Origin of the sequence: Salegentibacter sp. UBA1130 (assembly GCF_002311535.1) — a bacterium.
Taxonomy (GTDB): Bacteria; Bacteroidota; Bacteroidia; order Flavobacteriales; family Flavobacteriaceae; genus Salegentibacter; species Salegentibacter agarivorans.
The window spans coordinates 136445-162829 of sequence record NZ_DCAP01000031.1; the positions used below are offsets into that span (position 1 = coordinate 136445).

A 26385-nucleotide genomic window follows, 5' to 3' on the forward strand; every position below is an offset into this window, starting at 1 on the left:
ACCTCATTTTTTATTTTGGCTAATTCAAACTATATATGTTTTTCTTTGATATATAATTCAATTAAGCCTGAATTTACAAAGCGCGTGCCAAAGGATTAAACAGCACTTTCCCTAATTGCTAATTGTCTGTTAATTTTAAGGAAGAATTCTTCAGTTTTATAGGGTTTTGGGATAATATCACTAAAGCCATTTAAGAAAAATTCATCAAGGTTTTCATCTAAAGTTACTGCGGTTAGCGCAACGATAGGAATTTCAGAATTAAATTTCCTGATCTCTTTTGTAGCTTCAATCCCACTAATTCCCGGCATATGGATATCCATTAAAATAAGATCGTAGTCTTTTTCTTTTGTTTTTTCTATCGCGATAGTTCCATTATCTGCCACCTCACAAGTTACCCCTTGCTTTTCTAAAATCTTGCGGGTAATCATTTGGTTTATCTTATTGTCTTCCACAATAAGAATATTTTTTCCATCTAATTTATCTTCTAGGGGCTCGGCTTCAATTCTTGGGCTGTTATTAAGTTGATTTTCAACCTCTTTTGCTTCAAATTTTAACTGAAAAGCAAAAGTAGATCCTTCGCCTAAATCGCTTTTTAATTCTATCTCACTACCCAGTAAACTTAGTAAGTTTTTCACAATAGAAAGACCTAAACCTGTTCCTCCAAACTTGCGGTTAATTTGAGTAGAGCCCTGGGTGAAATTTTCAAAAATAGCTTTCTGTTTCTCCTTACTTATGCCTTCCCCATTATCTTTTATTTCAAAATCCAGCAGCACAAAGTTCCCTTCCCGACTGTTTTTAGAAACATTAATCCAAATATCACCGTCTTCAGTAAATTTTATGGAGTTCCCGATAAGATTTATAAGAATCTGGGAAATTTTTAGCGGATCGCCTTTTAATTCATGCGGAATAGAATCATCGTAATTAAAATGGATTTTGGTATTTTTTTCATCAGCCGAATTTTTTAGAGCTACCAAAACATCCGAAATTCGTTTTTTAAGATCAAAAGAAGCTTCCATAATCTCCACTTTGTTCGCTTCTAATTTGTTTAGATCTAATATATTATTGATAAGTGAAAGCAGGTATTCCCCAGAAAATTTTAGCGAATTAAGATGTTCTTTTTGATTTTCGGTAGGGCTTTCTTCTAACAATAAATGGGTGAGGCCCGTTACTGCATATAAAGGAGTTCTTAACTCGTGGGTAATTGTAGAGAGAAATTGCGCCTTAGCCAGCGAAGCTTTTTCGGCATTTTCCTTGGCTTTTGTAAGTTCAGCATTTTTCTTTTGCAGCAACTCATTAGCGCGGGCTCTTAAATTATTATTCTTATATAGGGAAAGAGTTAAAAGTGATAAAATAGTGATAAGAGCCACACTTAAAATTGTGGTTAGCTTATTCACTTTTAAATTTCTTTCCTGTTCTGCGTTTTGAAGACTTAATTCATTTAGGCTACTTTGTAACGCATCTACACCGTACCTGGCATTAACCTGTTCGGCCAGTACTGCATTATTCATAGCGATTATAGAGTCCTTACGGGCAAAACTTTTTTGTAAAAAAACTAATGAAGATTCAAAGTCTCCGGTTTCTTCGTATAGCTTACTCATTAGTTTATTGGCAGACATAATCATCCCGCCAAAATTTTGAGCATAGGCAATCTCTAAAACACGTTTATTATTTTCTTTGGCTAATGCATAATTTTTTAATTCTAAATGAGCCCGGGCAGTATAATAATAGAGGCGAGAAAGTTCATATTTCTTATCGGTCTCTGAAAGGGTGGTCCTTGCCTGCTGAAGAAGATTTAATGCTTTTGCTGGTTCATTTTCAGTATTAAGGATTATGATGGCACGGTTTAAATTTACAATACCAAGGTATACTTCGTTATCTAGTTTTAGATATATTTCTTCAGCAAGATTCAGGTAGCGATTGGCTCTTTCCTTATCTTTTTGCCCCATTAAAATCTTGGCAAAATTCACATAACTATATGCCAAACCATTTTGGTCTTCAATATCTCTTTGAATCGAAATTGCTCGTTGCAGCTCGGTAATGGCTTTATCAAAATCGTGCCTTAAGTAATAAAGTTTGGCGAGAATACTGCTGGAGAGTGCAATAGCACGTTTATCGTTAATAGATTTTGAAAGTTCCAGGGAAGAATTTAACTGCTCAATAGCATTATCAAAATCTAGCATATTTACCGAAACTTCGGCATCGTTAAGTAATTGTTGAATTCTCTCGTTAGTTATTTGAGAATCTTCGGTTTCATCTTGCTGAATTGCATAAGCGAACGAGCACCAACATGCGAGAAGTAGTATAAGAGTAAAGTTCTTCATTCGGGAAATTCAGCTAAAAGCTTAATTGAGATAAATATAGTTATTTATCATTAACGATAGAAATTAAATCGATAAGACGACTGGAATACCCGATTTCATTATCATACCAGCCAATTATCTTAATTAATTTCCCATCAATTACCGACGTCATTTGAGCATCAAAAATACAGGAATGCGGATTATTATTAATATCAATAGATACTATTGGATCTTCGGTATAATTAAGAATTCCCTTTAACGAACTGTCTGACGCTTTTTTGAAGATTTTATTGATTTCTTCAATATTGGTCTGTTTGCTTACATTAATCGTCATATCGGTTAGAGAGCCATTAGGTACGGGAACTCTAATTCCGCAGCCACCAATAACATCACTAATATCAGGAAAAATGCCAGTTAAGGCTTTTGCTGCTCCCGTGGTTGTTGGGATTATAGATTGAGCGGCGGCCCGGCTTCTTCTTAAGTCGCGATGAGGTTTATCGTGTAAACTTTGGTCTGAAGTATACGAATGTATCGTGGTGATATAAGCCTGTTGGACTTTAAAATTTTCGTGAATTAACTTCAACATTGGCGCTGCGTTATTCGTGGTACAGCTGGCATTAGATATTATTTTTTCAGTGCCGTCCAGGATATGTTCATTTACTCCTAAAACCACCATTTTAATTTCTTCGTCTTCTGGTGGAACCGATAGAATCACTTTTTTCGCTCCATTTTCAATGTGATGCTGAAGATCTTTAGCGGTTTTAAACTTTCCTGTAGATTCTACTACTGTATCAACCTTATAATATGCACTCCAATCTATGTCTTGTGGATGAGCATAATTTAAAAGTGGAATTGATTGCCCATTAACAATTATATTATTTCCTTCTGAAGAAATTTCCGCGGGAGAAACACCGTGAATACTATCGTATTTTAATAAATGAGCAAGGGTTTTAGCATCGGTGAGGTCGTTTATTGCAACCACATTGATGCTCTTATTTTCGATTAAAAGTCTAAAAAGGCTACGTCCAATACGGCCAAAACCGTTTATGGCAATATTGATGCTTTTGTTCATTTATTTCAGAAAAAAACTTAGTCGATATGTTTGTGTGCTTTGTAAGAAGAGCGAACCAAGGCGCTACTTTCTACATGCCGAAATCCCAGATCAAGACCAATAGCTTCGTATTTCTTAAACTGGTCTGGTGTAATAAATTGCTTTACCGGTAAATGTTTTTTACTGGGCTGCAGGTACTGGCCTATAGTAACCACATCTACATCTACACTTCTAAGATCGTGCAGGGTTTGAATAACTTCATCTTCCTGTTCGCCGAGACCGAGCATAATTCCAGATTTAGTTCTATTAACTCCCTGTTGCTTTAAATATCTAAGCACTTCAAGACTGCGATCGTATTTTGCCTGGATCCTCACTTCACGGGTTAATCTTTTTACGGTCTCCATGTTATGAGATACAACTTCTGGCATTACTTCTACAATTCTATCTAAATTACGCTCATTTCCCTGGAAATCTGGGACAAGGGTTTCAAGTGTGGTTTCAGGATTCATCCGGCGAATCGCCTTTACGGTTTCTGCCCAAATAATAGAACCCATATCTTTAAGATCGTCGCGGTCTACACTGGTTACCACGGCGTGCTTAATACCCATAATTTTAATAGACCGGGCTACTTTTTCTGGTTCGTCCCAATCTACTGTTTCAGGGCGGCCGGTTTTTACACCACAAAATCCGCAGGAACGGGTACAAACATTTCCTAAAATCATAAAAGTAGCGGTACCTTCACTCCAGCATTCCCCCATATTTGGGCAACTACCCGACGTACAAATGGTGTGCAAATCGTATTTGTCTACCAGGCTGCGAAGTTCGGTGTATTTTTTTCCGGTTGGAAGTTTTACCCTTAACCATTTTGGTTTGGCTTTTGGCTTTTCTTTTACTGGGCTTATAGTGTCTGTACTCATAGCAAAAATCTAGGTTTCAAAGATACAATAATCTACCGAACTGCATAAATTAGAACGTTAAGTCGGTAATAACTTACACCGATTTTCGGGCTTCAATAATTTCAGCGAGTAACTTTTTAGCTCTCAGGAGTTTAATTTTCACATTGTTCATAGGTTCGTCAAGGCTCTGGGCTATTTCTTTATAAGATTTCTCCTGAAAATATCTAAGATTGATCACTTCCTGGTAATGAGGCTTCAGTTGTTTAATATCGGTAAGCAGTTGCGCTAAATGTTGCTCGCTAATTAATTTATCTTCAATAGTAGGTGTTTCATCAGCAATACGGTACACCTTGTCATTTTGATCTGAAGTGGTTTGAGACCTTATAGAAGACTTTTGCTTTCTAAGCATATCTACATGAATATTCTTTGAAATGGCAATAAGCCAGGTGCTAAAAGAATAATCTTCATCAAAGGTGTGAATTTTATTAAATGCCTTGGAAAAAGTTTGAATGGTAATATCTTCAGATTCGTACGCGTTGCCGGTTTTTTTTAACTGAAAACCGTACACGTTATCCCAAAAGGTATCAAGCAAATAATTAAACGCTGATTGACTCCCTTTTTTGGCAGCTTTAATTTTGGTAAGTAGCAATTCGTGATTTATTTCCAATGCGTAGGTTTTGAAACGCTGTTTGCTATAAATATGCCAAATTGGGTAAATATTAAAAATACTTCTAAAAACGGAAATAACCAAACCACATCTGTCTCCTCAAGTTTTTTTGCCGATTTAGCGTAGACCACCGCCTGTACCAGTAATATGAATACTGCAACTCCTAAAACAAGTTGCCATTGAAATTGAATTATTAATAATGCAGCTAATAAGATCCAGAAAAAGAATCTGGAAGCGTAAAATAAACCCAGTAAAACTTTATCTTTTGTTTTGTAAAAACCGGCTACTGAGGCGTGCCTTCTTTTTTGTTTAAACCAGGATTTTAAATCGGTTGTTGGGACACTTCGTGTGCTTGCTTCGGGATGATGACAAATAAAAGTATTCTCTTCGTTGCCTCCTTCATTTACAAAAAGATCATCGTCCCCGGAACGTAAGTGCAAATGATTAGCAAAGCCTTTTTGGTCATAAAACTGTCTGGAGGTATAAGCGAGATTTCTGCCTACACCCATATACGGATTTCCTAATTTTGCATAAGAAAAATATTGAATAGCGGTGAGTAAAGTTTCAAACCGAATAAGCTTGTTAAGTAAAGATTTACTGTTTTTAAAATAACCACCGTAACCTAAAACAATACTTTTTTCTTCCACAAATCCGGCAGCCATATGGGTAATCCAGTTTCCGCTTTGTGGCGCGCAATCGGCATCGGTAAATATTAAATAAGGATTTTTCGCTTTTTTAATTCCAAGCGTCAGTGCATACTTTTTATTAGCCCAAAAAGCTTCGTTATTCTGAACATCTACCAGTTTCACTCGGCCATCCAGGGCCTGGAAATTTTCAATAACTTCTAAAGTTTCATCGTGGGAAGCATCATTAATCACGATAACTTCAAAATCGGGATAATCCTGATCCAGGATAGGAGGAAGGAAGTTTCTAAGATTTTCTGCTTCGTTTTTTGCACAAACTATTACCGAAACAGGCAGGTTCAATTTCCCGGGCTTTTTGGGGGTGTTGTTGGCAAATGCGAAAAAGGCCAGGTAATAGGCCAGGATAATTAAGGAAAATAATAAGAAGAATCCCAGTAAAAGTGTTGCCATTTAATCTAATTAGCCGCTTTTTTTTCTCCAGAGCAATCAGACATTTCATCGGGTAATTTACCGCAAAAACTGCAGGCTTCACCTTCTTTATTTAAAAACGGACTTTGGCTTGCGCAGGTTCCTGCAAATTTACCGTCCTTCTTTCCCCATATTTTTATGGCAATTCCGGCAAAGGCCAGTCCTAAAAGTACTATTGTTATTAATAATAATTTCATAGCTATATTTTTCTAAAATCGCTTTTTTAGAGCAGATTTTTATTTTAATAATTCCCGAAAATTATCGGGCGTATTACTAATGCAAAAATAACAATAAAATGACGTTTGGGAAAATTAGAGCGCATATTAGTATAAGCTTTACATACTTTAACTAAAATTTAATCGTAAAACCCTAAAAATGTCGAGATTAGAGAATAAATTAGTTCGATTAAACTACTAAAAACTAAATTTATGAAAACTAAAATTTTAATAATTCTTCTGGCAGTTTTTGCTTTCAGTTTTACTTCTTGTGAAGATACCAAAAAGAAAGAAGAAGAAAAAGCTAAAATGGAGCAGCAGGAAGCCGAACGCCAGGCTGAAATGGCTGCAGAAGAAGAACGGATGGAAATGGAGTCTAACAGTATTGCTGCAAAAGCAATGGAGACCGATTCTTTAAGCACTCTTGTAAGTGCATTACAAAATGCTGATTTAGCTGATACTTTTACCGAAGATGAAGGCCCATATACGGTTTTTGCTCCCACCAATAGCGCTTTTGAAAAAGTTGACGAGGCTACAATGGATGAATTGATGAAGAGTGAAAATCAAGACCAATTAGCTACTGTCTTAAAATACCATGTGATAGATGATGAAATAACAGCTTCAGATCTAAGCCAAATGATTGAAGATGGCGAAGGAGAAGCAAGTATTTCTACCTTGGATGGTGTTGAACTTAAGGTAATGAGGGAAGGAGACAATATTGTTTTGCAAGATGAAAATGGAAACAAAGCAACTATTATTGCTACAGATATTGAAGCCTCTAACGGAATGGTGCACCTAATAGATGGGGTGGTAATGAAGAAAAAAGAATCTTAGTTAGATAAAAAGATTGATTTTGAATAAAATCCACTGGTAATATTTTACCGGTGGATTTTTTTTGGAATTATTTTAAAAAAGAAAAGCTTCATTTTCTTTGCGGAAAATGAAGCTCTCTCTTAAAAGACAATAAAGTCTTTACAGATTCAATATTTCCTACGCTGGGATTAACCAGATCAGGTTTTACGGGTATATCTCAGCCTAAGCACCCCGATATTGATTTTATAAATATAAGATTATTTTTGAATGTAAACTGCTAATTGTAAGTTAATTAAGGAAGTGGTTTTGTAGGGGAAGCGTTAATTTTTTTCCTACAAATATTTAAAATACATTAACTTCAGGTTCAAGTTTGACATTGTAATTTTTATAAATTTTATCCTGAATTTCCCTGGAAAGTGCTAAAATTTCTTCCCCGGTAGCGTTTCCATAATTAACCAATACCAACGCCTGGTTTTGATGAACTCCAGCATCTCCCTGTCTGTAACCCTTTAAGCCAGCCTGGTCTATTAACCAACCTGCGGGAATTTTTATGTTATTTGCCTGCAAGGCATAAAAAGGCATTTCTGGGAATTTTTTTTGAAGTTTTTTAAATTCAGCCTCTTTTATCACCGGATTTTTAAAAAAACTACCGCTGTTTCCTAATTCCCTGGGATCGGGTAATTTTTGCTGCCTAATGCTTATAACAGCATCAGATACATCTTTAATGTTAGGTTTTTTAATTTGCTTCTTATCTAATTCAGCCTGGATGGCACCATATTCGGTTCTTAATTGATGATCTTTTTTGCTTAATCTAAAATTAACCGATGTGATAATATATTCTCCCTTCAGCTTATTTTTAAATACTGAATTACGATAATCAAATTCACATTGTTGCAGGTTAAAAGTTTCAATTTCCAGGGTTTGTATTCGCATAGCCTCGCAAGATTCAAATGTATCTTTGAGTTCCACGCCATACGCTCCTATATTTTGAACGGGTGCTGTGCCCACATTTCCAGGTATTAGGGAAAGGTTTTCTAATCCGCCGTAAGCCTTTTCTATACAATAAAGCACAAATTGATGCCAGTTTTCACCGGCACCAACTTTTAAAACTACTTCATCCCGACTTTCAGAAATAAGTTCTATTCCCTTAATGCCAATATGAACCACTGTTTTATCTATATCCTGGGTAAGCAACATATTGCTGCCGCCGCCAAGTACAAAAATTTCTGAGGCATAGGTTTGCTGTAAAACATCACGCAATTCATCAGTAGAATGCACCGAGACGAATTTCCGGGCATTTACATCTACTCCAAAAGTATTGTGTTCTTTCAGTGAAAAATTTTCAGCAACCTGCATAGCCTATTTATTATATTCTTCCAGGGCTATTTTTAGAATTTCTATGGCTTTTTCCAGGTTTTCTTTTTTCAAAACATAGGCAATTCGCACCTGGTTCATACCGGTATTTGGAGTAGAGTAGAAGCCGTTAGCAGGAGCTACCATTACTGTTTCCCCGTTATACTGAAAATCTTCAAGTAACCACTGAGCAAATTTATCGGCGTTTTCAATGGGCAATTCTGCGATGCAGTAAAATGCACCTTTGGGTTTTGCTACTTTTACCCCGGGAATTTGCTCTAAACCTTCAATTAAAAGGTTTCTTCGCTCGGTATATTCCTTATTTACTTCTTCAAAATATTCATCTGGAGTATCTAATGCGGCTTCAGCGGCAATTTGAGCAAATGTAGGCGGGCTTAATCTTGCCTGAGCAAATTTCATTGCGGCAATCATAACTTCCTTATTTTTTGAAACCAGGCAGCCAATTCTTGCACCACACATGCTGTAACGTTTAGAAACAGAATCTACCATAATAGCGTTTTGATCAAGGCCGGGAATGCTCATAATTGAATGATGCTTAACCCCATCGTAAGCGAATTCACGATAAACTTCATCTGCAACAATAAACAAATCGTGTTTTATTGCTAAATCTGCCAACTGCTGAATTTCATCACGCGTATAAAGATACCCGGTTGGGTTTCCAGGGTTACAAAGCAAGATCGCTTTAGTTTTATTGGTAATTAATTTCTCAAACTCTGAAATAGCAGGAAGCGAAAAATTATCTTCAATAGATCCTTTTATAGGCACGATATCAACTCCTGAAGCTGTAGCAAATCCGTTGTAATTTGCATAAAAAGGCTCGGGAATTATAACTTCATCGCCGGGATCGGTAATGCTTCCCATAGCAAATAATAAAGCTTCTGAACCTCCGGTGGTTATAATAATATCTTCAGCATCTACCGGGATATCATTCTTACGATAGTATTTCGCTAATTTGGTTCTATAAGATACAAAACCCGCAGAATGGCTATAAGAAAGAACATCTATATCATTATTCTTAACCGCGTCTAATGCTGCTTTAGGTGTTTCAATATCTGGTTGCCCAATATTTAACTGGTAGATTTTTTTTCCTTTTTTTACTGCTGCTTCAGCAAAAGGAACTAGTTTTCTTATGGGAGATTCGGGCATATTGCGCCCTTTGTTTGAAATACTTGGCATGAGATTGTTTTTAATACTGTGCAAAAATGCAAAATTCCTTTAAAATTTTAGGCCTATTTATGTTATAATCGGCCTGAAAAAAATATGTACATTTTTAAGATGAAATGTACAATTATGAGCGTAAAAAAGCCGTTTGAAAAGTCTTATTTCTGTCAGGCTGTTCCCATCGATTTAGGATGGTTTCAGCTTCTAAGATTTTAGATCCTGAAATAAACTCAGGATGACTTTATAAAAACATTTCAAACGGCTTTTTATTTCTTCATCTTAAAATTAACGGCTGCTATCGTCCTCGATAACTCTACCTTTAATTTTAAGCGATTTTGTGGCTTCTTCGGCATTAGAATAAACGGTAACCGTTTTTCTAATTGGGCCCACAAGTTGAGTGTTATATTTTACCTGGATTTCGCCGGTTTCTCCCGGTTGAATTGGTTCTTCTGGTTTCTTTGGAATTGTACACCCACAACTTGAAGTTACATTGGCAATAACCAATGGAACATTCCCCGTATTGGTGAATTCAAAAACGCGAACACCGTCACTTCCTTTTTTTATTTCGCCATAATCAATAGTTTCACTCTTGAATTCTATTTTGGCTGTTTCCTGCGCCATTGCTGTGCCTAACCCGGCAACAACAAAAATGGCAATTGCGATTAACTTTTTCATAATTTCTGGTTTTTAATAAACGAAAGGTAAAGATAAGTTGAAATGACGTACACTCAAAATTATATTCAAATCAACTTCTTTTATAATCCTTAAGTTATAATTACTTTTGCCTTTATTTTTCAAAAACCAGACCAAATATGGCGATTGCTTCCCAATACGATTCAAAAAAAGTAGAAGATAAATGGTATAACTACTGGATGGAAAACAAGTATTTTCATTCTGAAGTAGATGAGCGTGAGCCTTACACCATTGTAATACCGCCGCCAAACGTGACCGGGGTTTTACACATGGGCCATATGCTGAATAATACCATTCAGGATGTTTTGGTGAGACGCGCCAGGTTAAAGGGCTTCAACGCTTGCTGGGTGCCGGGAACAGATCACGCTTCTATTGCAACTGAAGCTAAAGTAGTAGCAAAATTAAAGGCTGAAGGAATTGATAAAAACGATCTTAGCCGTGAGGAATTTCTACAACACGCGTGGGATTGGACGCATAAGCACGGTGGTATTATCCTAGAGCAGTTAAAAAAGCTGGGCGCATCCTGTGATTGGGACCGAACCAAGTTTACGATGGATGATAATATGTCAGCCTCTGTAATTAAGGTTTTTGTAGATCTATATGAAAAAGGTCTTATCTACCGCGGTTACCGAATGGTAAACTGGGATCCCGTAGCGAAAACCACACTTTCTGACGAAGAAGTGATTCATATTGAAAAGCAGGGAAATCTTTATTATTTAAATTATAAAGTAGAAGGCAGTGATGATGTTTTAACTATTGCTACCACACGTCCTGAAACTATTCTTGGTGATACTGCGATTTGTATCAATCCAAACGATGAACGTTTTACACATTTAAAAGGGAAAAAAGCAATAGTGCCAATTTGCAACCGTGTAATTCCAATTATTGAAGATGAATATGTAGATGTGGAATTTGGTACCGGGTGTTTAAAAGTAACGCCGGCACACGATGAGAACGATAAAATGCTTGGAGATAAGCATAACCTGGAGGTAATTGATATTCTTAATGATGATGCCAGCCTAAATGCCCACGGAATGCATTATGAAGGCAAAGACAGGTTCCAGGCCAGAAAAGAAATTGTAGAAGAATTAAAAGAAATGGGTGTGCTTACCAAAACTGAAGAGCACATTAATAAAGTAGGAACCAGCGAGCGTACCGGTGCGGTAATAGAACCAAAACTTAGCGATCAATGGTTTTTAAAAATGAAGGAGCTGGCTAAACCGGCAATTGATGCCGTGGTTGGCGATGAAATTAACCTGGTGCCAGATAAATTTCTGAATACCTACAAGCACTGGATGGAAAATGTGCGGGACTGGAATATCTCACGTCAGCTTTTGTGGGGGCAACAGATTCCCGCTTATTTCTACGGAAGTGGAAAAGAAGATTTTGTAGTTGCTGAAACTGCTGAAGAAGCCCTGGAAAAAGCAAGAGAAAAGTCAGAGAATGCTGATCTAAAGGCTGAAGAATTAATTCGGGATAAAGATGCACTGGATACCTGGTTTTCTTCCTGGTTATGGCCAATGAGCGTTTTTAACGGTATTCTGGAGCCAGAAAATGAAGAAATTAAATATTACTACCCTACCAACGATCTTGTTACCGCCCCCGAAATTTTATTTTTCTGGGTAGCACGTATGATTATGGCAGGCTATGAATATAGAGGTGAGCGTCCTTTTAAAAATGTCTATCTCACGGGAATTGTACGGGACAAGCAACGTAGAAAAATGTCTAAGTCGCTGGGGAATTCACCAGATCCGCTGGGACTAATTGAACAATATGGCGCCGATGGCGTTAGGGTAGGAATGCTATTGAGTTCTCCTGCCGGGAACGATTTAATGTTCGAGGAAGACCTATGTAAGCAAGGAAGTGCTTTTTCAAATAAGATATGGAATGCCTTCAGGCTGGTAAAAGGCTGGGAAGTTTCCGAAGAAAAAGAGCAGGACGAAACATCTAAAATCGCGATAGACTGGTACACAGCCAGGTTTAGAAAAACGCTTGTAGAAATTGAAGACCATTACTCTAAATACAGAATGAGTGATGCTTTAATGAGCACTTACAAATTAATTTGGGACGATTACTGTTCCTGGTTTCTTGAAATGGTAAAACCCGCTTACGGGCAGCCTATAGATGTAAAAACATATAAAGCGGTAATAGAAATTTTAGAAGATAATTTAAAGATTCTTCATCCTTTTATGCCGTTTGTAACCGAAGAGATTTGGCATGAAATTACCGAAAGAAAAGCATCTGAAGCTTTAATTATCGCAAAATGGCCTGAGCTTAAAGATTTCAATGAAGAAATAATCAATGAGTTTACTTTGGCTTCAGAAGTTATTGCGGGAATTAGAAAAATAAGGAAAGAGAAGAATATTTCATTCAAAAATACCATAGATCTTATGGTGATGAATAATGAAAAAGCTTCAGAATTATTTGATCCCGTAATCTTGAAAATGGGAAATATAGATGCTTTTAGCTATGTAGATAAGCAGGTTGAAGGTGCACTTTCATTCCGTGTAAAATCTAATGAATATTTTATTCCAATTGCCGGTTCAATAGATGTGGAAGCTGAAATTGAAAAACTGGAAGAAGAATTAAAATACAATCAAGGCTTTTTGAATTCCGTGGAAAAGAAACTTTCTAATGAGCGTTTTGTAAATAACGCCCCGGAAAAAGTGGTTGCTATAGAAAAAGCGAAAAAGGCAGATGCTGAAGCTAAAATTGAAGCGATTAAAGCCAGCTTAAAAAGTTTAAAATAAAATTAAGGGAGATTTTGGCGAGGTAGCTATGGGGTTACTTCGCCAATATGTTCTTCTACAAGTTCTACATATTTTTCGCGAGCTTCCTGCTTGCTTAAATTTTTCACCTGTAATAAAGCGTTTATTTTAAAAGCATTTCTAAGATCCCCTTCGTTGGTAGGCGGGACGTAAAATCCGTTTACCTGAGTGGCTTTCTTGTAATAGGCGTAGAAATGAAGCATAACATCTGGCGCAAATTTTTGCGTGGTTTTGCTGGCCATATCATAGGCTTTTAAAAATTTTTCATCTGTTGTTTCAGGCATAACGTACTGCTTATTCATCAATTTTGGCTATTACACTTAGCCCACCTTTTACCTTCTGGTTAAGTTTCACCGAAATTGGTGTGTTTAAAGGTAGAAACACATCTACCCGAGAACCGAATTTTATAAATCCGCTGTCACTGCCCTGGATTACTTCATTTCCAACTTCAGCATAGTTTACAATTCTTTTTGCCATTGCTCCGGCAATTTGCCGGTATAAAACTTCGCCGGCAATATCATTTTCAACCACTACCGTTGTTCTCTCATTCTCTTCACTGGATTTTGGATGCCAGGCCACTAAAAATTTCCCGGGGTGATATTTACTGTATTTTACTTTTCCACCAATTGGATGCCTGGTTACGTGCACATTTATTGGTGACATAAAAATAGAAACCTGCAAACGTTTGTCTTTAAAGTATTCTTTCTCTTCTACTTCTTCAATGGCCACTACTTTTCCGTCTACCGGAGCAACGACGTGAGCATCGTTTAAAAGTGTATTCCGTTTTGGGTTTCTAAAAAATTGAATAATTAGAAAAAACAGTATTATGGTGGCTACCAGGATAGCAAATTTTATCCAGTATGTATTTATTAACGAATAAGATACCACGTTTATTGCAATAAGCAGCAAAGCTGCCCACGCCATTATTTTATAACCTTCTTTATGAAACATAATCTAGAATATATAGATAAGCATATACAAATGGACTCGAAAAAATAATACTGTCTAATCTGTCAAACAAGCCGCCGTGTCCTGGCATTAAGGTGCCGCTATCTTTCACACCGGCCTGCCGTTTAAATTTTGATTGAATAAGATCTCCAAGAGTTCCAAAAACACTAAGTATTATGGCCATTCCCAGCCAGATAGGGAAGGTGAGGAACTGGGTGTAATAAAATATAAAAAAACTGGCTACACCACTAAAAATAACTCCGCCCAGAAAACCTTCTACAGTTTTATTGGGAGAAATACGTTCAAAGAGTTTTTTGCTTCCAAAATTCTTACCAACAATATAAGCAAAAGTATCATTAGTCCAAATCAGGATAAAAATACCTACTACCAATTTTGGAATAAAAACGCCTTCTATGGTTGGAATTAGCGTGAGAAAAATTACCGAAGAAATTAGGTAAAAAATAATAATGATATACTTCTTCTTTTCAAAAACAGGTATTTTTCTTACTACCAGTAAATCTTTTACAAGAAATAAGTTTACGAATATGGTAATAAAGAGCAACAGGATTGTAGCATCCTGATTAAATTTTAAATAGCTGAAAAGATAAAAAAGTAAAGCTTGTACACCATAAAGTGCATAGCTTTTTAAATGCAGAAGTTTTTGCATTTCTATAAGACAAACTAGTCCTAAAAGATAAAATAAGCTGATAAAAATTAATTCTGAAGAAAGTATAGAAGCCACCAATATGGATACGTACAACAATCCTGAAATAGTTCTAATAATAGCTTCCCTCATGTGTTATAAATCTTCCAGCAGGAGCAAATATAGGTTTTTTGTACTACTTCCATAGCTCATAAAATCACCTTCTTTCTGCGTTTCAAAATTTTTGATGGTAGTAATATTAGAAGGAATTCGCTGTTTGTTTCTAAATTTAATGCCGCGAAGGCCTTCGCCAATTGTATCTATTAACTGGCTTGTAGAAGAAATAATAACAAAATTATCGGGTAAATCGTTGAGTTTGCATTCTTTAATCTGGTTAGAAGAAATAAGTATAGAACCATCGTTTGCTACCAGGTACTCACAGGTAGAAAGAAAGAATGGAGCCGAACCAGACCTGGTAAAACTAAGGTTGAAACCTTTAAATTTATCCTGAAGATTGGGATCAAGACAAAAACATTCTTTTTCGTACCAATCGTTTTCCAGTAAAATATTATCAAAAGCTTCTTGCATCTCTTTATTGTCTTCACAATAGAGAAATTTACCCCCATTATTTTTAAAATTGAGCATAAAGCGCTCATCAGTAGGGAGTTTTACCTCTGGCATGTATTTTCCCCGCTCAGCTTTTTCAGGAGATTCCTGTTTTTTGTCTGATTTAGATTTAGGGTTAAGAAATCTTCTAAATAGACTCATAGAGTTTTGGGTGTGGTTCTCAACGTCATTTTAACCAAAGGTAAAAAATCTTAATTTAACACTTAGATAAATTAAGATTTTTTAAACCGTGATTGTGAACTATTTATTAACTGAATTATTTTCAGTTATCGTGTTCTCTTCAGAATCACTTCCGGGGGTGGGATTTTGTTCTTCGGTTTCAGCGGCTTTTTCTTCGATTTTAGGAGTTTCTTCTTTCTTTCCTAAAACTTCAGTTTTTTCCTTGTCCTTATCATAAGGTCTTTTTCCGAAGATAGTTTCCAAATCATCTTTAAAGATTACCTCTTTATCAAGAAGAATATCGGCTAACTGTCCCAGTTTATCTTTATGTTTGGTAAGTAGATCTATGGCTCGCTGATATTGGGTTTCAATTAAATTTGAAATCTCTTTATCAATAAGCTCAGATGTACTTTCACTATATGGCTTGGTGAAATTATATTCACTCTGGCCAGAAGAATCGTAATAAGTAAGGTTTCCAACTTTATCGTTCAACCCATAAATAGTAACCATTGCTTTAGCTTGTTTAGTTACTTTTTCAAGATCACTTAAAGCTCCGGTTGAAATTTTATCAAAAACCACTTTCTCTGCGGCACGTCCACCCAGGGCAGCACACATTTCATCCAGCATTTGCTCTGGTCTTACAATAAGACGTTCTTCAGGCAAATACCAGGCGGCACCAAGTGATTGTCCACGCGGAACAATAGTTACCTTTACCAGTGGCGCAGCATGCTCTAACATCCAGCTTACAGTCGCGTGACCGGCTTCGTGGTAGGCAATTGCTTTCTTCTCGTCTGGAGTAATTATTTTATTCTTTTTCTCAAGTCCTCCCACTATACGGTCTACCGCATCAAGAAAATCCTGTTTTCCTACCGCTTTATTGCCTTTACGTGCAGCGATAAGTGCAGCTTCGTTACAAACATTGGCAATATCAGCTCCAGAGAATCCCGGAGTTTGTTTTGCTAAAAATTCAGTATCAAGTTCTTCGGCTACTTTTTTAAGTGGCTTTAAGTGAACTTCAAAAATTTCTTTTCTTTCATTTAAATCTGGAAGATCAACATAAATTTGTCGGTCAAATCTTCCAGCACGCATTAGCGCTTTATCCAGAACATCGGCACGGTTGGTTGCGGCAACTACAATAACGTTAGTATTGGTTCCAAAACCATCCATTTCTGTTAATAGCTGGTTTAAGGTATTTTCACGTTCATCGTTAGAACCCGAGAAATTACTTTTTCCTCTGGCACGTCCAATAGCATCAATTTCATCAATAAAAATGATGGAAGGTGATTTCTCCTTGGCTTGCTTAAATAAGTCACGAACCCTTGAAGCACCAACTCCTACAAACATTTCTACGAAATCTGATCCAGAAAGTGAGAAAAAAGGCACTTTAGCTTCTCCTGCAACTGCTTTTGCCAACAAGGTTTTACCGGTTCCCGGAGGTCCTACAAGTAGAGCTCCTTTAGGAATTTTACCACCTAGCGAAGTATATTTCTCTGGATGTTTAAGGAAATCTACTATCTCCTGAACTTCTTCTTTTGCGCCTTCCAACCCGGCAACATCTTTAAAAGAAGTTTTTACATCGGTATTTTGGTCAAATAATTTTGCTTTTGATTTACCAATATTGAAAATCTGGCCTCCCGCACCGCCACCGGCACCAGAGCTCATTTTTTTCATTATAAAAATCCAAACACCAATAATGAGGATAAAGGGTAATAATGCCCAGAAAATCTCGCTCATTACGTTACTTTGCGTATCGTAAACAACAGTGGTATCTAAATTATTTTCAGCTTTTATTTCCTTGATATCGTCTTCAAGGTTTTGCAAATCACCAAACTCAAAACTATAAGCCGGAGTTTCACCACCGGTGTTAAAAAGTTCGGGATCGTTAGCTTGCCTATGTATATCTTTTTGTGCTGCCTCTTCGGTTAGATAAACCTTAGCTTGTTTTCGGTTTACAATCTCTACCTTTTTTACATCACCGTCTCTAAGGTAAGATAGAAATTCAGCCGGATTGGTTTGCGCTGGTTCACTAAAACCGCCTCCACTAAAGAAATTGATTCCTATAAATATAATAATTATAGCGGCATAGATCCAGTAAGCATTAAACTTGGGCTTCTTGGGATCTGTATTTTTTTTGGGTTGCTGTTTCGCCATTCTTGGTAATTCTAAATTAAATAATTAGTAATTGGTTTCTATGGAAGTGATTTTAGCATCACCCCAAAGACTTTCAATATCGTAAAACTCTCTAATATGCTTCTGGAAAACGTGAACAACCACGTTTACATAATCTAAAAGTACCCACTCTGCATTTTCTCCGCCTTCTACGTGCCAGGGTTTGTCTTTAAGAGCCTTACTTACAGTTTTTTGGATGGAATTCACAATGGCGTTTACCTGTGTGTTGGAAGTCCCGTTGCAAATTATAAAATAATCACATACGGTATTTTCTATTTGCCTAAGGTCAAGAATATCAATGTCGTTACCTTTTACTTCTTCAATTCCTTTAATTATATGCGCAATAAGTTGATCGTTGTTCGCTTCTTTTTTTGCCATTAAAATTAATTATTTTCGCAAAGTTATTACTTTTTAGCTGTTTATAGGCTTAGTTTACATAACATTTAACGCCCGTTTCATTTCTTACTATTACTATGCGTATAATCAAAGTTAATGCCACCAATTCTACTAACGAATTTGCCCGGGAGCTCTACCGGGGCAATACCTCTTTTGAGCCTATATGTGTAGTGGCCCAGGAGCAAACCAAAGGCCGCGGCCAACGCGGGTCTGGTTGGGTTTCAAATGCAGGGGAAAACCTTACTTTTAGCGTTTTATATCCAAAAATAAAAGTTGGGGTAAACCATCAGTTTTTAATGAGCGCCACCGTTTCACTGGCAATTATTGAAGTGTTAAACAAATTTAATGTGCCTGCCTTAAAGGTAAAATGGCCTAACGACATAATGTCAGCACGCTATAAAATTAGCGGAATTCTTATTGAAAACATCCTGAAAAATAATGAAATAGTAGCTTCTATAATTGGAGTTGGATTAAATGTGAATCAAACTGAATTTCCCGGCCTTCCACAGGCTTCTTCCTTAAAATTAGTCACTGGGAATAATTTTAACCTGGATGAATTATTAAAAAGAATTACCGATGAATTTGAAGATAAATTAACTCAAATTAATGCTGATACTGAAGCCTCAATTTTAGAAAAATATGCCAGGAATATGTTTAGGCGGGATTTGGTATCTACCTTTCAACTGCCAGATGACACTTATCTCACGGGAATTATTCGCGGTGTCACCACTTCAGGTAGGTTGAATTTGGAAATAGAAGATTCGGTTTTTAAAACCTTTGATTTAAAAGAAATTAAACTGATGTATTAAAAAAACTGTTTGAAGGCTTTATTTCCATCAACCTGAACTTGTTTCAGGTTCTAAGTCGAATAAAAAAACATTCAAACAGCCTTTTAAAATTTATAGCTTCCCAATATTTTCAGCTAAAGTATTTATGAATTTGGTTAATGGTTTTTTCACCATCATCGCCATCATCGCATTAAATTCACCATTAAATTCCATCTTCACTTCACTTTGATTTTCGTTTAAAGCTTCGATATGCGCTTTTAATTTAAAATCAAATTTATCTGATGTAGAACCTAATACAACCAATTCTGGCTCTATGGTTTCCTGGATTTCTAATTTTATAACGGGCATTCCTTTAAGGCCAAAAACAAAAGTTTTCTCATCTCTAACTTCAAATACTTCCTTGCTCTCAGGCATTAATTGTTCATAATTCTCAACCTTGGTCAAAAAATTGAACATTTCCTGCTGACTTTTATCTGCAGTAACTTTTGGGCTTTCTATATCCATTATTTATTTTTCCAGTTTGCGGGATCCTGACGCCATTCTCTTAAAATACCGGCTTCAGTTGCATTAATATAATTGGTGCGTTGTGCAGTTTCCAATAAAAAATCATAATCGCTAAGCGTATGTAATTCTATTCCTTCTTTTTCAAAATTTTCATCGGCAGTTTTAAAACCGTAAGTAAAAATGGCAAGCATACCTTTTACATTAGCTTTGGCTTCTTTTAGAGCTTTTACCGCGTTTAAACTACTGTTTCCGGTACTAATTAAGTCTTCAATTACCACCACGGTTTGGCCCTCAGAGAGATTTCCTTCAATCTGGTTTTTTCGTCCGTGGCTTTTAGCTTCTGGGCGAACATAGATAAACGGAAGACTTAAAATCTCGGCTACCAACATCCCAATACCAATGGCGCCTGTTGCTACCGCTGCAATAACATCAGGTTTTCCATAAAGCTCTTCAATTTGGCGTGCAAACTGTTCCCTTATGTGATTTCTAATTGGCGGATAGGAGAGAACTATTCGGTTATCGCAGTATATTGGCGATTTCCAACCGCTGGCCCATGTAAATGGTTCTTGTGCATCTAATTTTATTGCTTTAATTTGCAATAACAGTTCAGCAGTTGTTCTGGCTGTTTCTTTATTTAAAATCATACTGCAAATGTATAAAGTTTTTGTAAATGATATTCCCTTAATTCTCTCAACAAAGAAAGATTTAGGTGAAAACTATGTATCACTGCCAATTAAGAAGGTTAGAATTAAGCGGATAATTAAAAAGATTACTAAAGGTGAACTGCTTTATGTGAATCTTTACCACGAAAAAGAAGAAAAACTATTAAAGCATTTGTTTAAAAAGTTACGCGTGGTTACCGCCGCCGGCGGAATGGTTTTAAACGATAAAGATGAAATTCTTTTTATCTACCGAAAAAAACGTTGGGATCTTCCAAAAGGTAAGACTGAAAAAAACGAAACTATAGAAGCTTCTGCGATAAGAGAAGTGGAAGAAGAAACGGGGGTTGAAGGTTTAAAAGTGACTAAATTTCTACAGAAAACTTACCATATATTTAAACGAAAAGGACGTTACAGGCTTAAAGTTACCCATTGGTACGAGATGCGTACTTCTTATGATGGAGAATTGAGGCCCGAAACCAAAGAAGGAATTGAAAAAGCAAAATGGAAAGATTTGAAGAAAAGCCAAAAGGCCCTTCAAAAATCTTATGCAAATATTAAACTTCTTTTTTCTGAAAAATATTTAACGAGGCATTCTGAAGATAGGGTAGCGTAAATGCGCCGTTTCATAATGTTTAGATTGTTTATGCAACCAGTCTAATTGGTAGTAAGAGTTGTTTGAAAATTCTGCGTCATTACGTTTCTTTTCTTCAAAACGTTCTTTTAAGTCGGGATTTTTATCAAGCATTTTTTTAGCGATATCTTCAAAAACATAAGGTGAAAACCCTTCTTTTTGCTGCAGAACGGTATCAAAGAAATTCCAGTTAAAGAAAGAATCCGGCGCTTCTGGCTCTAAAGTTTCAATTAAATAGCGCGCACCTTCCTGAAAGGTTTTAACCACAAAATCTCCTTTTCTAAACCTTACTGAATCCATCTTTTTAGAAACTTTGGTTTCACTATGCATATAATGGCCTTCATAAGCCTGATCTCTGGTTTTAAAATCTTCTATTTTATAAGTTTCAACATATAAAGTGGTATCGCTTTGTAGTGGTTCCAGTTTAATTTTGTTCAGCTTTAAAAGATCGGTGAGTTGCCACCATCCTTGCGGAACAATATAAGCCCGGGGAATTTCAATAGTGTCTTCAGCAATAAAATTATTATAGTAGTCTATTTCTTTGGTAAAAGGTTTTTTGCTGTCATACTTTAAACGTTCGCCACCGGTAACTTTACTGGCAATCATTTCACCTTCGTAACCTTTAAAACTGCGCCGGCTGGGATTTTCCGTATCAGGTTTAAAATTTATAGGATACCAGCGATCTGTGAGATATTTCCTGGAGGCCCGGTTGCGAATATCTTTCATGCGTTCCCTGTCATTTTCAGCAATGCCAATCATACTGCGAATCAGCTCATATGTTCCTCTTACACGTTTTGGATAAGGTTTTAGCATATGTGTTTCTACCATCATTCCAATGGTGTTCCAAAGCGTGGTATAACCTGTAGAATAACGAGGATGATCGTTGAACTGCGAGAATCCTTCTTCAGGTACTTCATTAAAAACATTCACATAAGGCGTAATATCCCAGTCTTTTTTAGCTAATGAATCCTCTAACGCAGGCATAATTTGTTCATCTAAATAAGCACCAAGCTCGCCGCCAAGTTTATTATGTTGAGTAAAAAGATGGGTGAGGGTGTATTGATAATCGGCGCCATTACTTACATGATTGTCAATAAAGATATCGGGTTTTACGTGGTGAAAAATCTCGTAAAAGCTTCGGGTGTTTCGGGTATCGGCTTTTATAAAATCCCGGTTTAGGTCGTAGTTTCTCGCATTTCCTCTAAAACCGTATTCAGCAGGACCATTTTGATTGGTTCGGCTGGTAGAATTTCGGTTTAAAGCGCCACCTATATTATAAACAGGAATTGTTGCTAAAACGGTATTTGTTGGAGTTTTAATAGAATCTCCCGCCAGATCCCTAAAGAGCATCATCGTTGCATCTATCCCATCACTTTCCCCCGGGTGAATTCCATTATTTATTAGAATTATACTATTTTCTTCTCTTAATTCTTCAAAATCAAAATCTTCATTTGGGCTGTAAATGGCAAGATGAAGCGGTTCGCCATTGTCAGTTTTTCCGAATTCTTCCAGGCTTATTTTGCCAGAGCTTTCAGCAAGTTGGGTGTAAAAATCAATAATTTCGTCATACGTACCGGTTTCTTTACCACCACTTTTTTCAAAACGGGTTTCAAGATCATAATCGGTAACTAATTGATATTTTTCTAAATCGCAGGAAATCAGCGAAAGTAGCCCCACACTCAAAACGAGAATTTTTTTCATAGTATCCTTTGCAATTGAAAGTATAAACTTAACTAAAACGTGCCTAGCCACCAAAAAACTTGGACTAATTGGCGTTTGTTAAAGTAAACCTAATCTGCTTTAAAAACTTTTCAGCCGAAATATTAAAAGCTAATTTTAAACTAAAATGCTGAAATTATGAAAAAGCTTACTACAATTATAGGCCTTTCTCTTTCCTGCTGCTTAGCCATTCCGGCCCAGGCTCAGGTAAATACAGACCTTAGTGAAGAGAAGAAAAAAGAACTGTCGCAACAACCTGCAGACGTAGTAGAAACTGCAATTGGCGAACTTAGGTTAGTGCCACCTTTTTCTTCAGAATCTGTTACTAAAGAGAGTGAAGTTATTGGCTGGGGAGATAAAAAACCACAGGCGCCCGCGGGATTTAAAGTGACGATGTTTGCAGAAAACTTAAAGCATCCGCGTAGAACTTATATCGCACCTAACGGTGATATTTTTGTTGTTGAATCTAATACAAAAAACAGCGCCGACAGGATTATCTTAATTCGTGATAAAGATAGTGATGGTAATCCAGATTATCAGGATGTATTTTTGGATGACTTAAATCAACCTTACGGAATGTTAGTTTTAGATAATTATTTCTACGTTGCCAATACCGACGGACTTTACCGATATCCATATACTGAAGGGGATATGAAAATTGAAGCTGAAGGAGAGAAAATTCTTAGTCTTCCTGCAGGTGGGTATAATAATCACTGGACGCGTAATTTACTCGCTAATGAAGATGGAAGTAAAATTTATGTGTCCGTAGGTTCTGCCAGTAACGTGGGTGAATACGGAATGGATAAAGAAGAAAGACGTGCCGCAATTCTGGAAATTAATACCGACGGAAGTGGGGAGAAAATTTATGCTTCAGGATTAAGAAATCCTGTTGGAATGGACTGGAACCCGGTAACTGGGGAACTTTGGGCTGCCGTAAATGAACGAGACAAAATTGGAAATAATCTAGTGCCAGATTATATTACTAGCGTAAAAGAAGGCGGCTGGTATGGCTGGCCTTATTCTTATTTTGGGCAAATTCAGGATCCTCGCTGGGCCGATGATCCACATATGGAGTTGGTGAAAAAAACTATTGTACCAGATGTACCCGTGGGACCACATACCGCATCTTTAGGATTGGCATTTTACACCAAAGATAAATTCCCTGAAAAATATAAAAACGGTGCTTTTGTAGGGCAGCATGGTTCCTGGAACCGGGCCGTTTTCTCCGGTTACAAAATTATTTTTGTGCCTTTTGATGAAAATGGAAAACCAGGCCAGCCCGAAGATTTTCTTACCGGATTTATAGCTGATGAAGCAGAAAGTAAAGTCCACGGGAGACCTGTAGGAGTTACAGTTACTCCAGACGGAGCTCTTTTGGTAAATGATGACGATGCAAATGTAATCTGGAAAGTTTCAGCTGAATAAAATATAAAATATTGGAAAAAAAATTACTGGCACTTTTGTGCCTACTTTGGATAGGAAACCTGTTTTCTCAGGAAAATCAATTTAAAATACTGAATGCGAATAATAACGAACCTATAGAAGATGTTTCAATTTACAAGGCTTCATCGCTGGTTGCTGTTACAGATGAAGATGGGAATTTCAGCTTTACTTCAGGGGAATTACCTGGGGATTTTCAGATTTCCGCCCTTGGTTTTGAAACCCTAGAAGTTGAACTTACCTCAAGCACTCCGCAGGAAATATATTTGAGTCCGACTTCCGAAACGCTTTCAGAAGTTGTGGTGCGTAGTACCGTAATTCCGAAATCACTTAGAGAAGTTCCGGCTTCGGTGAATCTTGTAACACAAACAGATTTTAATAGAACCGATGCTACCAACGTTCTGGAAACTTTTAATAATGTCCCCGGAATGTTTGTAAATCAGGGAGCTTTAAATACCAATAAGATCAATATTCGTGGTATTGGTGCGCGTTCGCAATACAGTACCAATAGAATTCAGGCGTATTTTGATGGTATACCGTTAACAACTGCAGAAGGAGAGCTCACCTTAGACGATTTTGACCAGGAAAGTTTAGATCGAATAGAAGTGATAAAAGGTCCTACTTCCAGTATTTACGGCGCTGGATTGGGCGGTTCCATAAATCTATACTCCAAACAGTTAGGAAAAGAAGAAGCCCGCTTAGGGTTAAAAACGCAGTATGGAAGTTTTAATACCCGCAAACAGGTTTATCAGGCTTCAAATACAACCGCTAATTCTGGTTTATTTGCAACTTTTAGTAATTTAACCAGCGATGGCTACCGCGACAATGGAAATTACGATCGGAAGTCGGCTTTAGTAAACGGAAGTCTTAAAACCAACGAAAATGGAAGTTTATCTTATCTCGCAAATTTCACCCGCTTAAAAGCTTTTATTCCGAGTTCTATTAATGAAGAAGATTTTTTAAACAATCCGGGACCCGCGGCATTTACCTGGGGCCAATCGCAGGGATATGAATCTTACGATCGTGGCATGCTGGGAGGTTCTTATACACATTCACTTTTTGATAATTTAAAGAATACCACAAGTATATTTCTGAGTTTTAGAAATGCCTACGAGCCGCGACCATTTGACATTTTAAAGGAAGAGCGTGTTTCGGCGGGGGTTCGAACTAAGTTCAATTTAAATACCCAGGTTTTTGAATTTCCTTCAGAAATTAGTTTTGGTGCCGAATATTATAATGAGTGGTATGAAACCGGAACTTTTGCTAATTTATACGAAGATTTTCCCGGCGAAGGAAGTGTTTTAGGTGAGCGTGAAAGCAACAATGAACAGGACAGAAATTATGCTAACTTTTTCGCTCAAATTAATTTTGAATTTACTGATAAATGGAACCTAGAAGCAGGTTTTAATTTAAACACCACAAATTATAGTTTAACCGATCTTTATACGCAAGACGAAGTAGACCAAACCGGGGATTACGGTTTTGATCCTGTTTTTTCGCCAAGACTTGGAACAAGTTATGAAGTTGGCGCCGGAAAGAATATCTACGCGTCCATAAGCCACGGATTCTCAACACCCACCGTTGCTGAAACCTTAACTCCTGAAGGGCAGATAAACACCAGTCTGGAACCCGAAACCGGAATCAATTATGAAGCCGGATTTAAAGGAAATTGGCTTCAAAATAAATTATATACAGAAATTTCTGTGTACTCCATTCAGATAGAGAATTTGCAGGTTGCGCAACGCGTGGCAGAAGATCAATATGTGGGTATAAACGCAGGAAAAACCAATCATAACGGAATTGAGTTTCTTACTAACTACCGTTTTTTAGTTGGTCCTGGTATTTCAATTAAACCTTATGTAAACGGAGCCATAAACTTTTTCGAATTTGATGAATTTGTAAATAATGATGAAGATTTCTCCGGAAATGAACTGCCCGGTGTACCAAAATATACAATAAACCTTGGAGTCGATGTTCAGAGCGAATCAGGTTTTGAATTTTTTGGAAATTTTAGAAACGTAGGAGAAATTCCTCTGGATGATGCCAATTCAGGTTACACAGATGAATACAGTTTAGTAAACTTAAAAGCTGGTTATACTTTCAATATTTTTCAGGAACTAAATTTAAATTTATACGGCGGTGTAAATAACGCCCTGGATGAGCATTATGCCGCGAGTGTATTAACCAATGCCGTTGGCTTTGGGGGTGCCGCTCCACGTTATTATTATCCCGGGAATCCCAGAAACTATTTTGGAGGTGTTCAACTGAATTATATTTTTTAAAAACTCAGGAAAACCTCACAGGGTTCCTAATCCGGTGAGGTTTTTCTAAATTTTAATATTAAACGTCATCGCAAGCGAAGATTGAGCGCGGCGATCTTTTTTAGTTAAAAGTTAAAAGTTAAGAGTGAAGAGTGAATAGTGAATAGTTAAAAGTGAAAAGGTAAGAGAGAAAAGTTAAGAGTAAAGGATAAGAGAAAAAAGCTAGAAAAAAGAGAGTAGGGGTTAAATTCTGAAATCAACATTACCAACTACTAATTCAAGACACAGAATAGATTGCCGCTTCCCGCTACTGCATTCTCGCAATGATGCGCAACCCAAAATAATAAACCCTCAACAACAAACATACAAGAACCAAGAACTCACAACC

24 protein-coding genes and 1 riboswitch are annotated in these 26385 nt (G+C 36.9%); of the genes, 6 read left to right on the plus strand and 18 right to left on the minus strand.

The window, feature by feature from the left end; genetic code table 11:
* Window positions 1-95: 95 nt before the first annotated feature.
* From B4F31_RS12360 to B4F31_RS12385, 6 genes are all read right to left on the minus strand, one after another.
* On the minus strand, window positions 96-2321 hold the full coding sequence (locus B4F31_RS12360; RefSeq protein ID WP_286761409.1) for a tetratricopeptide repeat-containing hybrid sensor histidine kinase/response regulator: 2226 nt from the start codon (window positions 2319-2321) through the stop codon (window positions 96-98).
* 40 nt (window positions 2322-2361) lie between these two features.
* Window positions 2362-3372 carry a type I glyceraldehyde-3-phosphate dehydrogenase gene (gene gap, locus B4F31_RS12365; protein WP_286761410.1) on the minus strand — a complete coding sequence of 337 codons (1011 nt, stop codon included), beginning with the start codon at window positions 3370-3372 and terminating at the stop codon, window positions 2362-2364.
* A 17-nt stretch (window positions 3373-3389) separates the two neighbouring features.
* Entirely contained in the window at window positions 3390-4268 is an 879-nt protein-coding gene (gene lipA / locus B4F31_RS12370; protein WP_075326218.1) for a lipoyl synthase, read from the minus strand.
* A gap of 73 nt (window positions 4269-4341) precedes the next feature.
* Window positions 4342-4914 (minus strand): RNA polymerase sigma factor, encoded by a 573-nt coding sequence (locus B4F31_RS12375; protein ID WP_083634160.1) that lies wholly within the window; start codon window positions 4912-4914, stop codon window positions 4342-4344.
* On the minus strand, window positions 4905-6008 hold the full coding sequence (locus tag B4F31_RS12380; protein ID WP_286761411.1) for a glycosyltransferase: 1104 nt from the start codon (window positions 6006-6008) through the stop codon (window positions 4905-4907). The genes B4F31_RS12375 and B4F31_RS12380 overlap by 10 nt, the downstream gene beginning before the upstream one ends.
* 5 nt (window positions 6009-6013) lie before the next feature.
* Window positions 6014-6223, minus strand: a complete 210-nt coding sequence (locus B4F31_RS12385; protein ID WP_075326220.1) for a membrane or secreted protein — start codon at window positions 6221-6223, stop codon at window positions 6014-6016.
* Between the two features lie 231 nt (window positions 6224-6454).
* On the opposite strand from B4F31_RS12385, the gene B4F31_RS12390 reads away from it, so the two are divergent.
* A complete protein-coding gene (locus tag B4F31_RS12390; protein WP_286761412.1) occupies window positions 6455-7075 on the plus strand; it encodes a fasciclin domain-containing protein in 621 nt (206 codons plus the stop codon).
* 136 nt (window positions 7076-7211) lie between these two features.
* Window positions 7212-7298: riboswitch (TPP riboswitch) on the minus strand.
* A gap of 98 nt (window positions 7299-7396) precedes the next feature.
* Here the strand turns inward: B4F31_RS12390 and murB are convergent.
* The 3 genes from murB to B4F31_RS12405 all read right to left on the minus strand — a co-directional run bounded on the left by murB (window position 7397) and on the right by B4F31_RS12405 (window position 10264).
* Window positions 7397-8410, minus strand: a complete 1014-nt coding sequence (gene murB, locus B4F31_RS12395) for a UDP-N-acetylmuramate dehydrogenase (RefSeq protein WP_286761413.1) — start codon at window positions 8408-8410, stop codon at window positions 7397-7399.
* A gap of 3 nt (window positions 8411-8413) precedes the next feature.
* Complete coding sequence (locus tag B4F31_RS12400) at window positions 8414-9604, minus strand: pyridoxal phosphate-dependent aminotransferase (RefSeq protein WP_075326223.1); 1191 nt, start codon at window positions 9602-9604, stop codon at window positions 8414-8416.
* A 270-nt stretch (window positions 9605-9874) separates the two neighbouring features.
* Window positions 9875-10264, minus strand: a complete 390-nt coding sequence (locus tag B4F31_RS12405; protein ID WP_075326224.1) for a DUF1573 domain-containing protein — start codon at window positions 10262-10264, stop codon at window positions 9875-9877.
* A gap of 137 nt (window positions 10265-10401) precedes the next feature.
* Between B4F31_RS12405 and B4F31_RS12410 the strand changes: the two genes are divergently transcribed.
* On the plus strand, window positions 10402-13032 hold the full coding sequence (locus B4F31_RS12410; protein WP_286761414.1) for a valine--tRNA ligase: 2631 nt from the start codon (window positions 10402-10404) through the stop codon (window positions 13030-13032).
* 26 nt (window positions 13033-13058) lie between these two features.
* Here the strand turns inward: B4F31_RS12410 and B4F31_RS12415 are convergent, their stop codons facing one another.
* The 6 genes from B4F31_RS12415 to rsfS all read right to left on the minus strand — a co-directional run bounded on the left by B4F31_RS12415 (window position 13059) and on the right by rsfS (window position 17974).
* Entirely contained in the window at window positions 13059-13352 is a 294-nt protein-coding gene (locus B4F31_RS12415) for an acyl-CoA-binding protein (RefSeq protein WP_232228816.1), read from the minus strand.
* On the minus strand, window positions 13345-14001 hold the full coding sequence (locus tag B4F31_RS12420; protein ID WP_075326227.1) for a phosphatidylserine decarboxylase family protein: 657 nt from the start codon (window positions 13999-14001) through the stop codon (window positions 13345-13347). The genes B4F31_RS12415 and B4F31_RS12420 overlap by 8 nt, the downstream gene beginning before the upstream one ends.
* Complete coding sequence (locus B4F31_RS12425) at window positions 13991-14794, minus strand: phosphatidate cytidylyltransferase (protein ID WP_075326228.1); 804 nt, start codon at window positions 14792-14794, stop codon at window positions 13991-13993. The genes B4F31_RS12420 and B4F31_RS12425 overlap by 11 nt, the downstream gene beginning before the upstream one ends.
* Window positions 14795-14797: 3 nt before the next feature.
* Window positions 14798-15409 carry an LUD domain-containing protein gene (locus B4F31_RS12430; protein WP_075326229.1) on the minus strand — a complete coding sequence of 204 codons (612 nt, stop codon included), beginning with the start codon at window positions 15407-15409 and terminating at the stop codon, window positions 14798-14800.
* Between the two features lie 99 nt (window positions 15410-15508).
* Complete coding sequence (gene ftsH, locus B4F31_RS12435; protein ID WP_075326230.1) at window positions 15509-17578, minus strand: ATP-dependent zinc metalloprotease FtsH; 2070 nt, start codon at window positions 17576-17578, stop codon at window positions 15509-15511.
* Between the two features lie 24 nt (window positions 17579-17602).
* Window positions 17603-17974 (minus strand): ribosome silencing factor, encoded by a 372-nt coding sequence (gene rsfS, locus B4F31_RS12440; RefSeq protein WP_075326231.1) that lies wholly within the window; start codon window positions 17972-17974, stop codon window positions 17603-17605.
* A gap of 95 nt (window positions 17975-18069) precedes the next feature.
* Between rsfS and B4F31_RS12445 the strand changes: the two genes are divergently transcribed.
* Complete coding sequence (locus B4F31_RS12445) at window positions 18070-18801, plus strand: biotin--[acetyl-CoA-carboxylase] ligase (RefSeq protein WP_286761415.1); 732 nt, start codon at window positions 18070-18072, stop codon at window positions 18799-18801.
* Window positions 18802-18891: 90 nt separating this feature from the next.
* On the opposite strand, the gene B4F31_RS12450 is transcribed toward B4F31_RS12445, so the two are convergent.
* Together B4F31_RS12450 and pyrE are read right to left on the minus strand one after the other, a co-directional pair.
* Window positions 18892-19284 carry an SRPBCC family protein gene (locus B4F31_RS12450; RefSeq protein WP_075326233.1) on the minus strand — a complete coding sequence of 131 codons (393 nt, stop codon included), beginning with the start codon at window positions 19282-19284 and terminating at the stop codon, window positions 18892-18894.
* On the minus strand, window positions 19284-19928 hold the full coding sequence (gene pyrE, locus B4F31_RS12455) for an orotate phosphoribosyltransferase (RefSeq protein WP_075326234.1): 645 nt from the start codon (window positions 19926-19928) through the stop codon (window positions 19284-19286). Before pyrE ends, B4F31_RS12450 begins: the two co-directional genes overlap by 1 nt.
* 7 nt (window positions 19929-19935) lie before the next feature.
* Here pyrE and B4F31_RS12460 point away from each other — a divergent pair, with 7 nt between their 5' ends.
* Window positions 19936-20559 carry an NUDIX hydrolase gene (locus tag B4F31_RS12460; RefSeq protein ID WP_075326235.1) on the plus strand — a complete coding sequence of 208 codons (624 nt, stop codon included), beginning with the start codon at window positions 19936-19938 and terminating at the stop codon, window positions 20557-20559.
* On the opposite strand, the gene B4F31_RS12465 is transcribed toward B4F31_RS12460, so the two are convergent.
* Window positions 20527-22278 (minus strand): M14 family metallopeptidase, encoded by a 1752-nt coding sequence (locus B4F31_RS12465; protein ID WP_286761416.1) that lies wholly within the window; start codon window positions 22276-22278, stop codon window positions 20527-20529. The genes B4F31_RS12460 and B4F31_RS12465 overlap by 33 nt on opposite strands.
* Window positions 22279-22434: 156 nt before the next feature.
* Between B4F31_RS12465 and B4F31_RS12470 the strand changes: the two genes are divergently transcribed.
* Complete coding sequence (locus B4F31_RS12470) at window positions 22435-23721, plus strand: PQQ-dependent sugar dehydrogenase (RefSeq protein WP_075326237.1); 1287 nt, start codon at window positions 22435-22437, stop codon at window positions 23719-23721.
* An 11-nt stretch (window positions 23722-23732) separates the two neighbouring features.
* The gene (locus B4F31_RS12475; protein WP_286761417.1) at window positions 23733-26018 is read left to right on the plus strand and encodes a TonB-dependent receptor; all 2286 of its coding nucleotides are present in this window, start codon (window positions 23733-23735) and stop codon (window positions 26016-26018) included.
* Window positions 26019-26385 lie beyond the last annotated feature (367 nt).

Bases quoted from the DNA above. Each gene is read 5' to 3' on its own strand.
- B4F31_RS12445 (WP_286761415.1), top strand. From the start codon at position 18,070: ATGCGTATAATCAAAGTTAATGCCACCAATTCTACTAACGAATTTGCC.
- B4F31_RS12390 (WP_286761412.1), top strand. From the start codon at position 6,455: ATGAAAACTAAAATTTTAATAATTCTTCTGGCAGTTTTTGCTTTCAGT.
- B4F31_RS12405 (WP_075326224.1), bottom strand. From the start codon at position 10,264: ATGAAAAAGTTAATCGCAATTGCCATTTTTGTTGTTGCCGGGTTAGGC.
- B4F31_RS12360 (WP_286761409.1), bottom strand. From the start codon at position 2,321: ATGAAGAACTTTACTCTTATACTACTTCTCGCATGTTGGTGCTCGTTC.
- B4F31_RS12470 (WP_075326237.1), top strand. From the start codon at position 22,435: ATGAAAAAGCTTACTACAATTATAGGCCTTTCTCTTTCCTGCTGCTTA.
- ftsH (WP_075326230.1), bottom strand. From the start codon at position 17,578: ATGGCGAAACAGCAACCCAAAAAAAATACAGATCCCAAGAAGCCCAAG.
- B4F31_RS12400 (WP_075326223.1), bottom strand. From the start codon at position 9,604: ATGCCAAGTATTTCAAACAAAGGGCGCAATATGCCCGAATCTCCCATA.
- B4F31_RS12415 (WP_232228816.1), bottom strand. From the start codon at position 13,352: ATGAATAAGCAGTACGTTATGCCTGAAACAACAGATGAAAAATTTTTA.
- B4F31_RS12410 (WP_286761414.1), top strand. From the start codon at position 10,402: ATGGCGATTGCTTCCCAATACGATTCAAAAAAAGTAGAAGATAAATGG.
- B4F31_RS12465 (WP_286761416.1), bottom strand. From the start codon at position 22,278: ATGAAAAAAATTCTCGTTTTGAGTGTGGGGCTACTTTCGCTGATTTCC.
- B4F31_RS12460 (WP_075326235.1), top strand. From the start codon at position 19,936: ATGTATAAAGTTTTTGTAAATGATATTCCCTTAATTCTCTCAACAAAG.
- B4F31_RS12420 (WP_075326227.1), bottom strand. From the start codon at position 14,001: ATGTTTCATAAAGAAGGTTATAAAATAATGGCGTGGGCAGCTTTGCTG.
- murB (WP_286761413.1), bottom strand. From the start codon at position 8,410: ATGCAGGTTGCTGAAAATTTTTCACTGAAAGAACACAATACTTTTGGA.
- gap (WP_286761410.1), bottom strand. From the start codon at position 3,372: ATGAACAAAAGCATCAATATTGCCATAAACGGTTTTGGCCGTATTGGA.
- rsfS (WP_075326231.1), bottom strand. From the start codon at position 17,974: ATGGCAAAAAAAGAAGCGAACAACGATCAACTTATTGCGCATATAATT.
- B4F31_RS12430 (WP_075326229.1), bottom strand. From the start codon at position 15,409: ATGAGTCTATTTAGAAGATTTCTTAACCCTAAATCTAAATCAGACAAA.
- B4F31_RS12385 (WP_075326220.1), bottom strand. From the start codon at position 6,223: ATGAAATTATTATTAATAACAATAGTACTTTTAGGACTGGCCTTTGCC.
- pyrE (WP_075326234.1), bottom strand. From the start codon at position 19,928: ATGATTTTAAATAAAGAAACAGCCAGAACAACTGCTGAACTGTTATTG.
- B4F31_RS12425 (WP_075326228.1), bottom strand. From the start codon at position 14,794: ATGAGGGAAGCTATTATTAGAACTATTTCAGGATTGTTGTACGTATCC.
- B4F31_RS12380 (WP_286761411.1), bottom strand. From the start codon at position 6,008: ATGGCAACACTTTTACTGGGATTCTTCTTATTATTTTCCTTAATTATC.
- B4F31_RS12450 (WP_075326233.1), bottom strand. From the start codon at position 19,284: ATGGATATAGAAAGCCCAAAAGTTACTGCAGATAAAAGTCAGCAGGAA.
- lipA (WP_075326218.1), bottom strand. From the start codon at position 4,268: ATGAGTACAGACACTATAAGCCCAGTAAAAGAAAAGCCAAAAGCCAAA.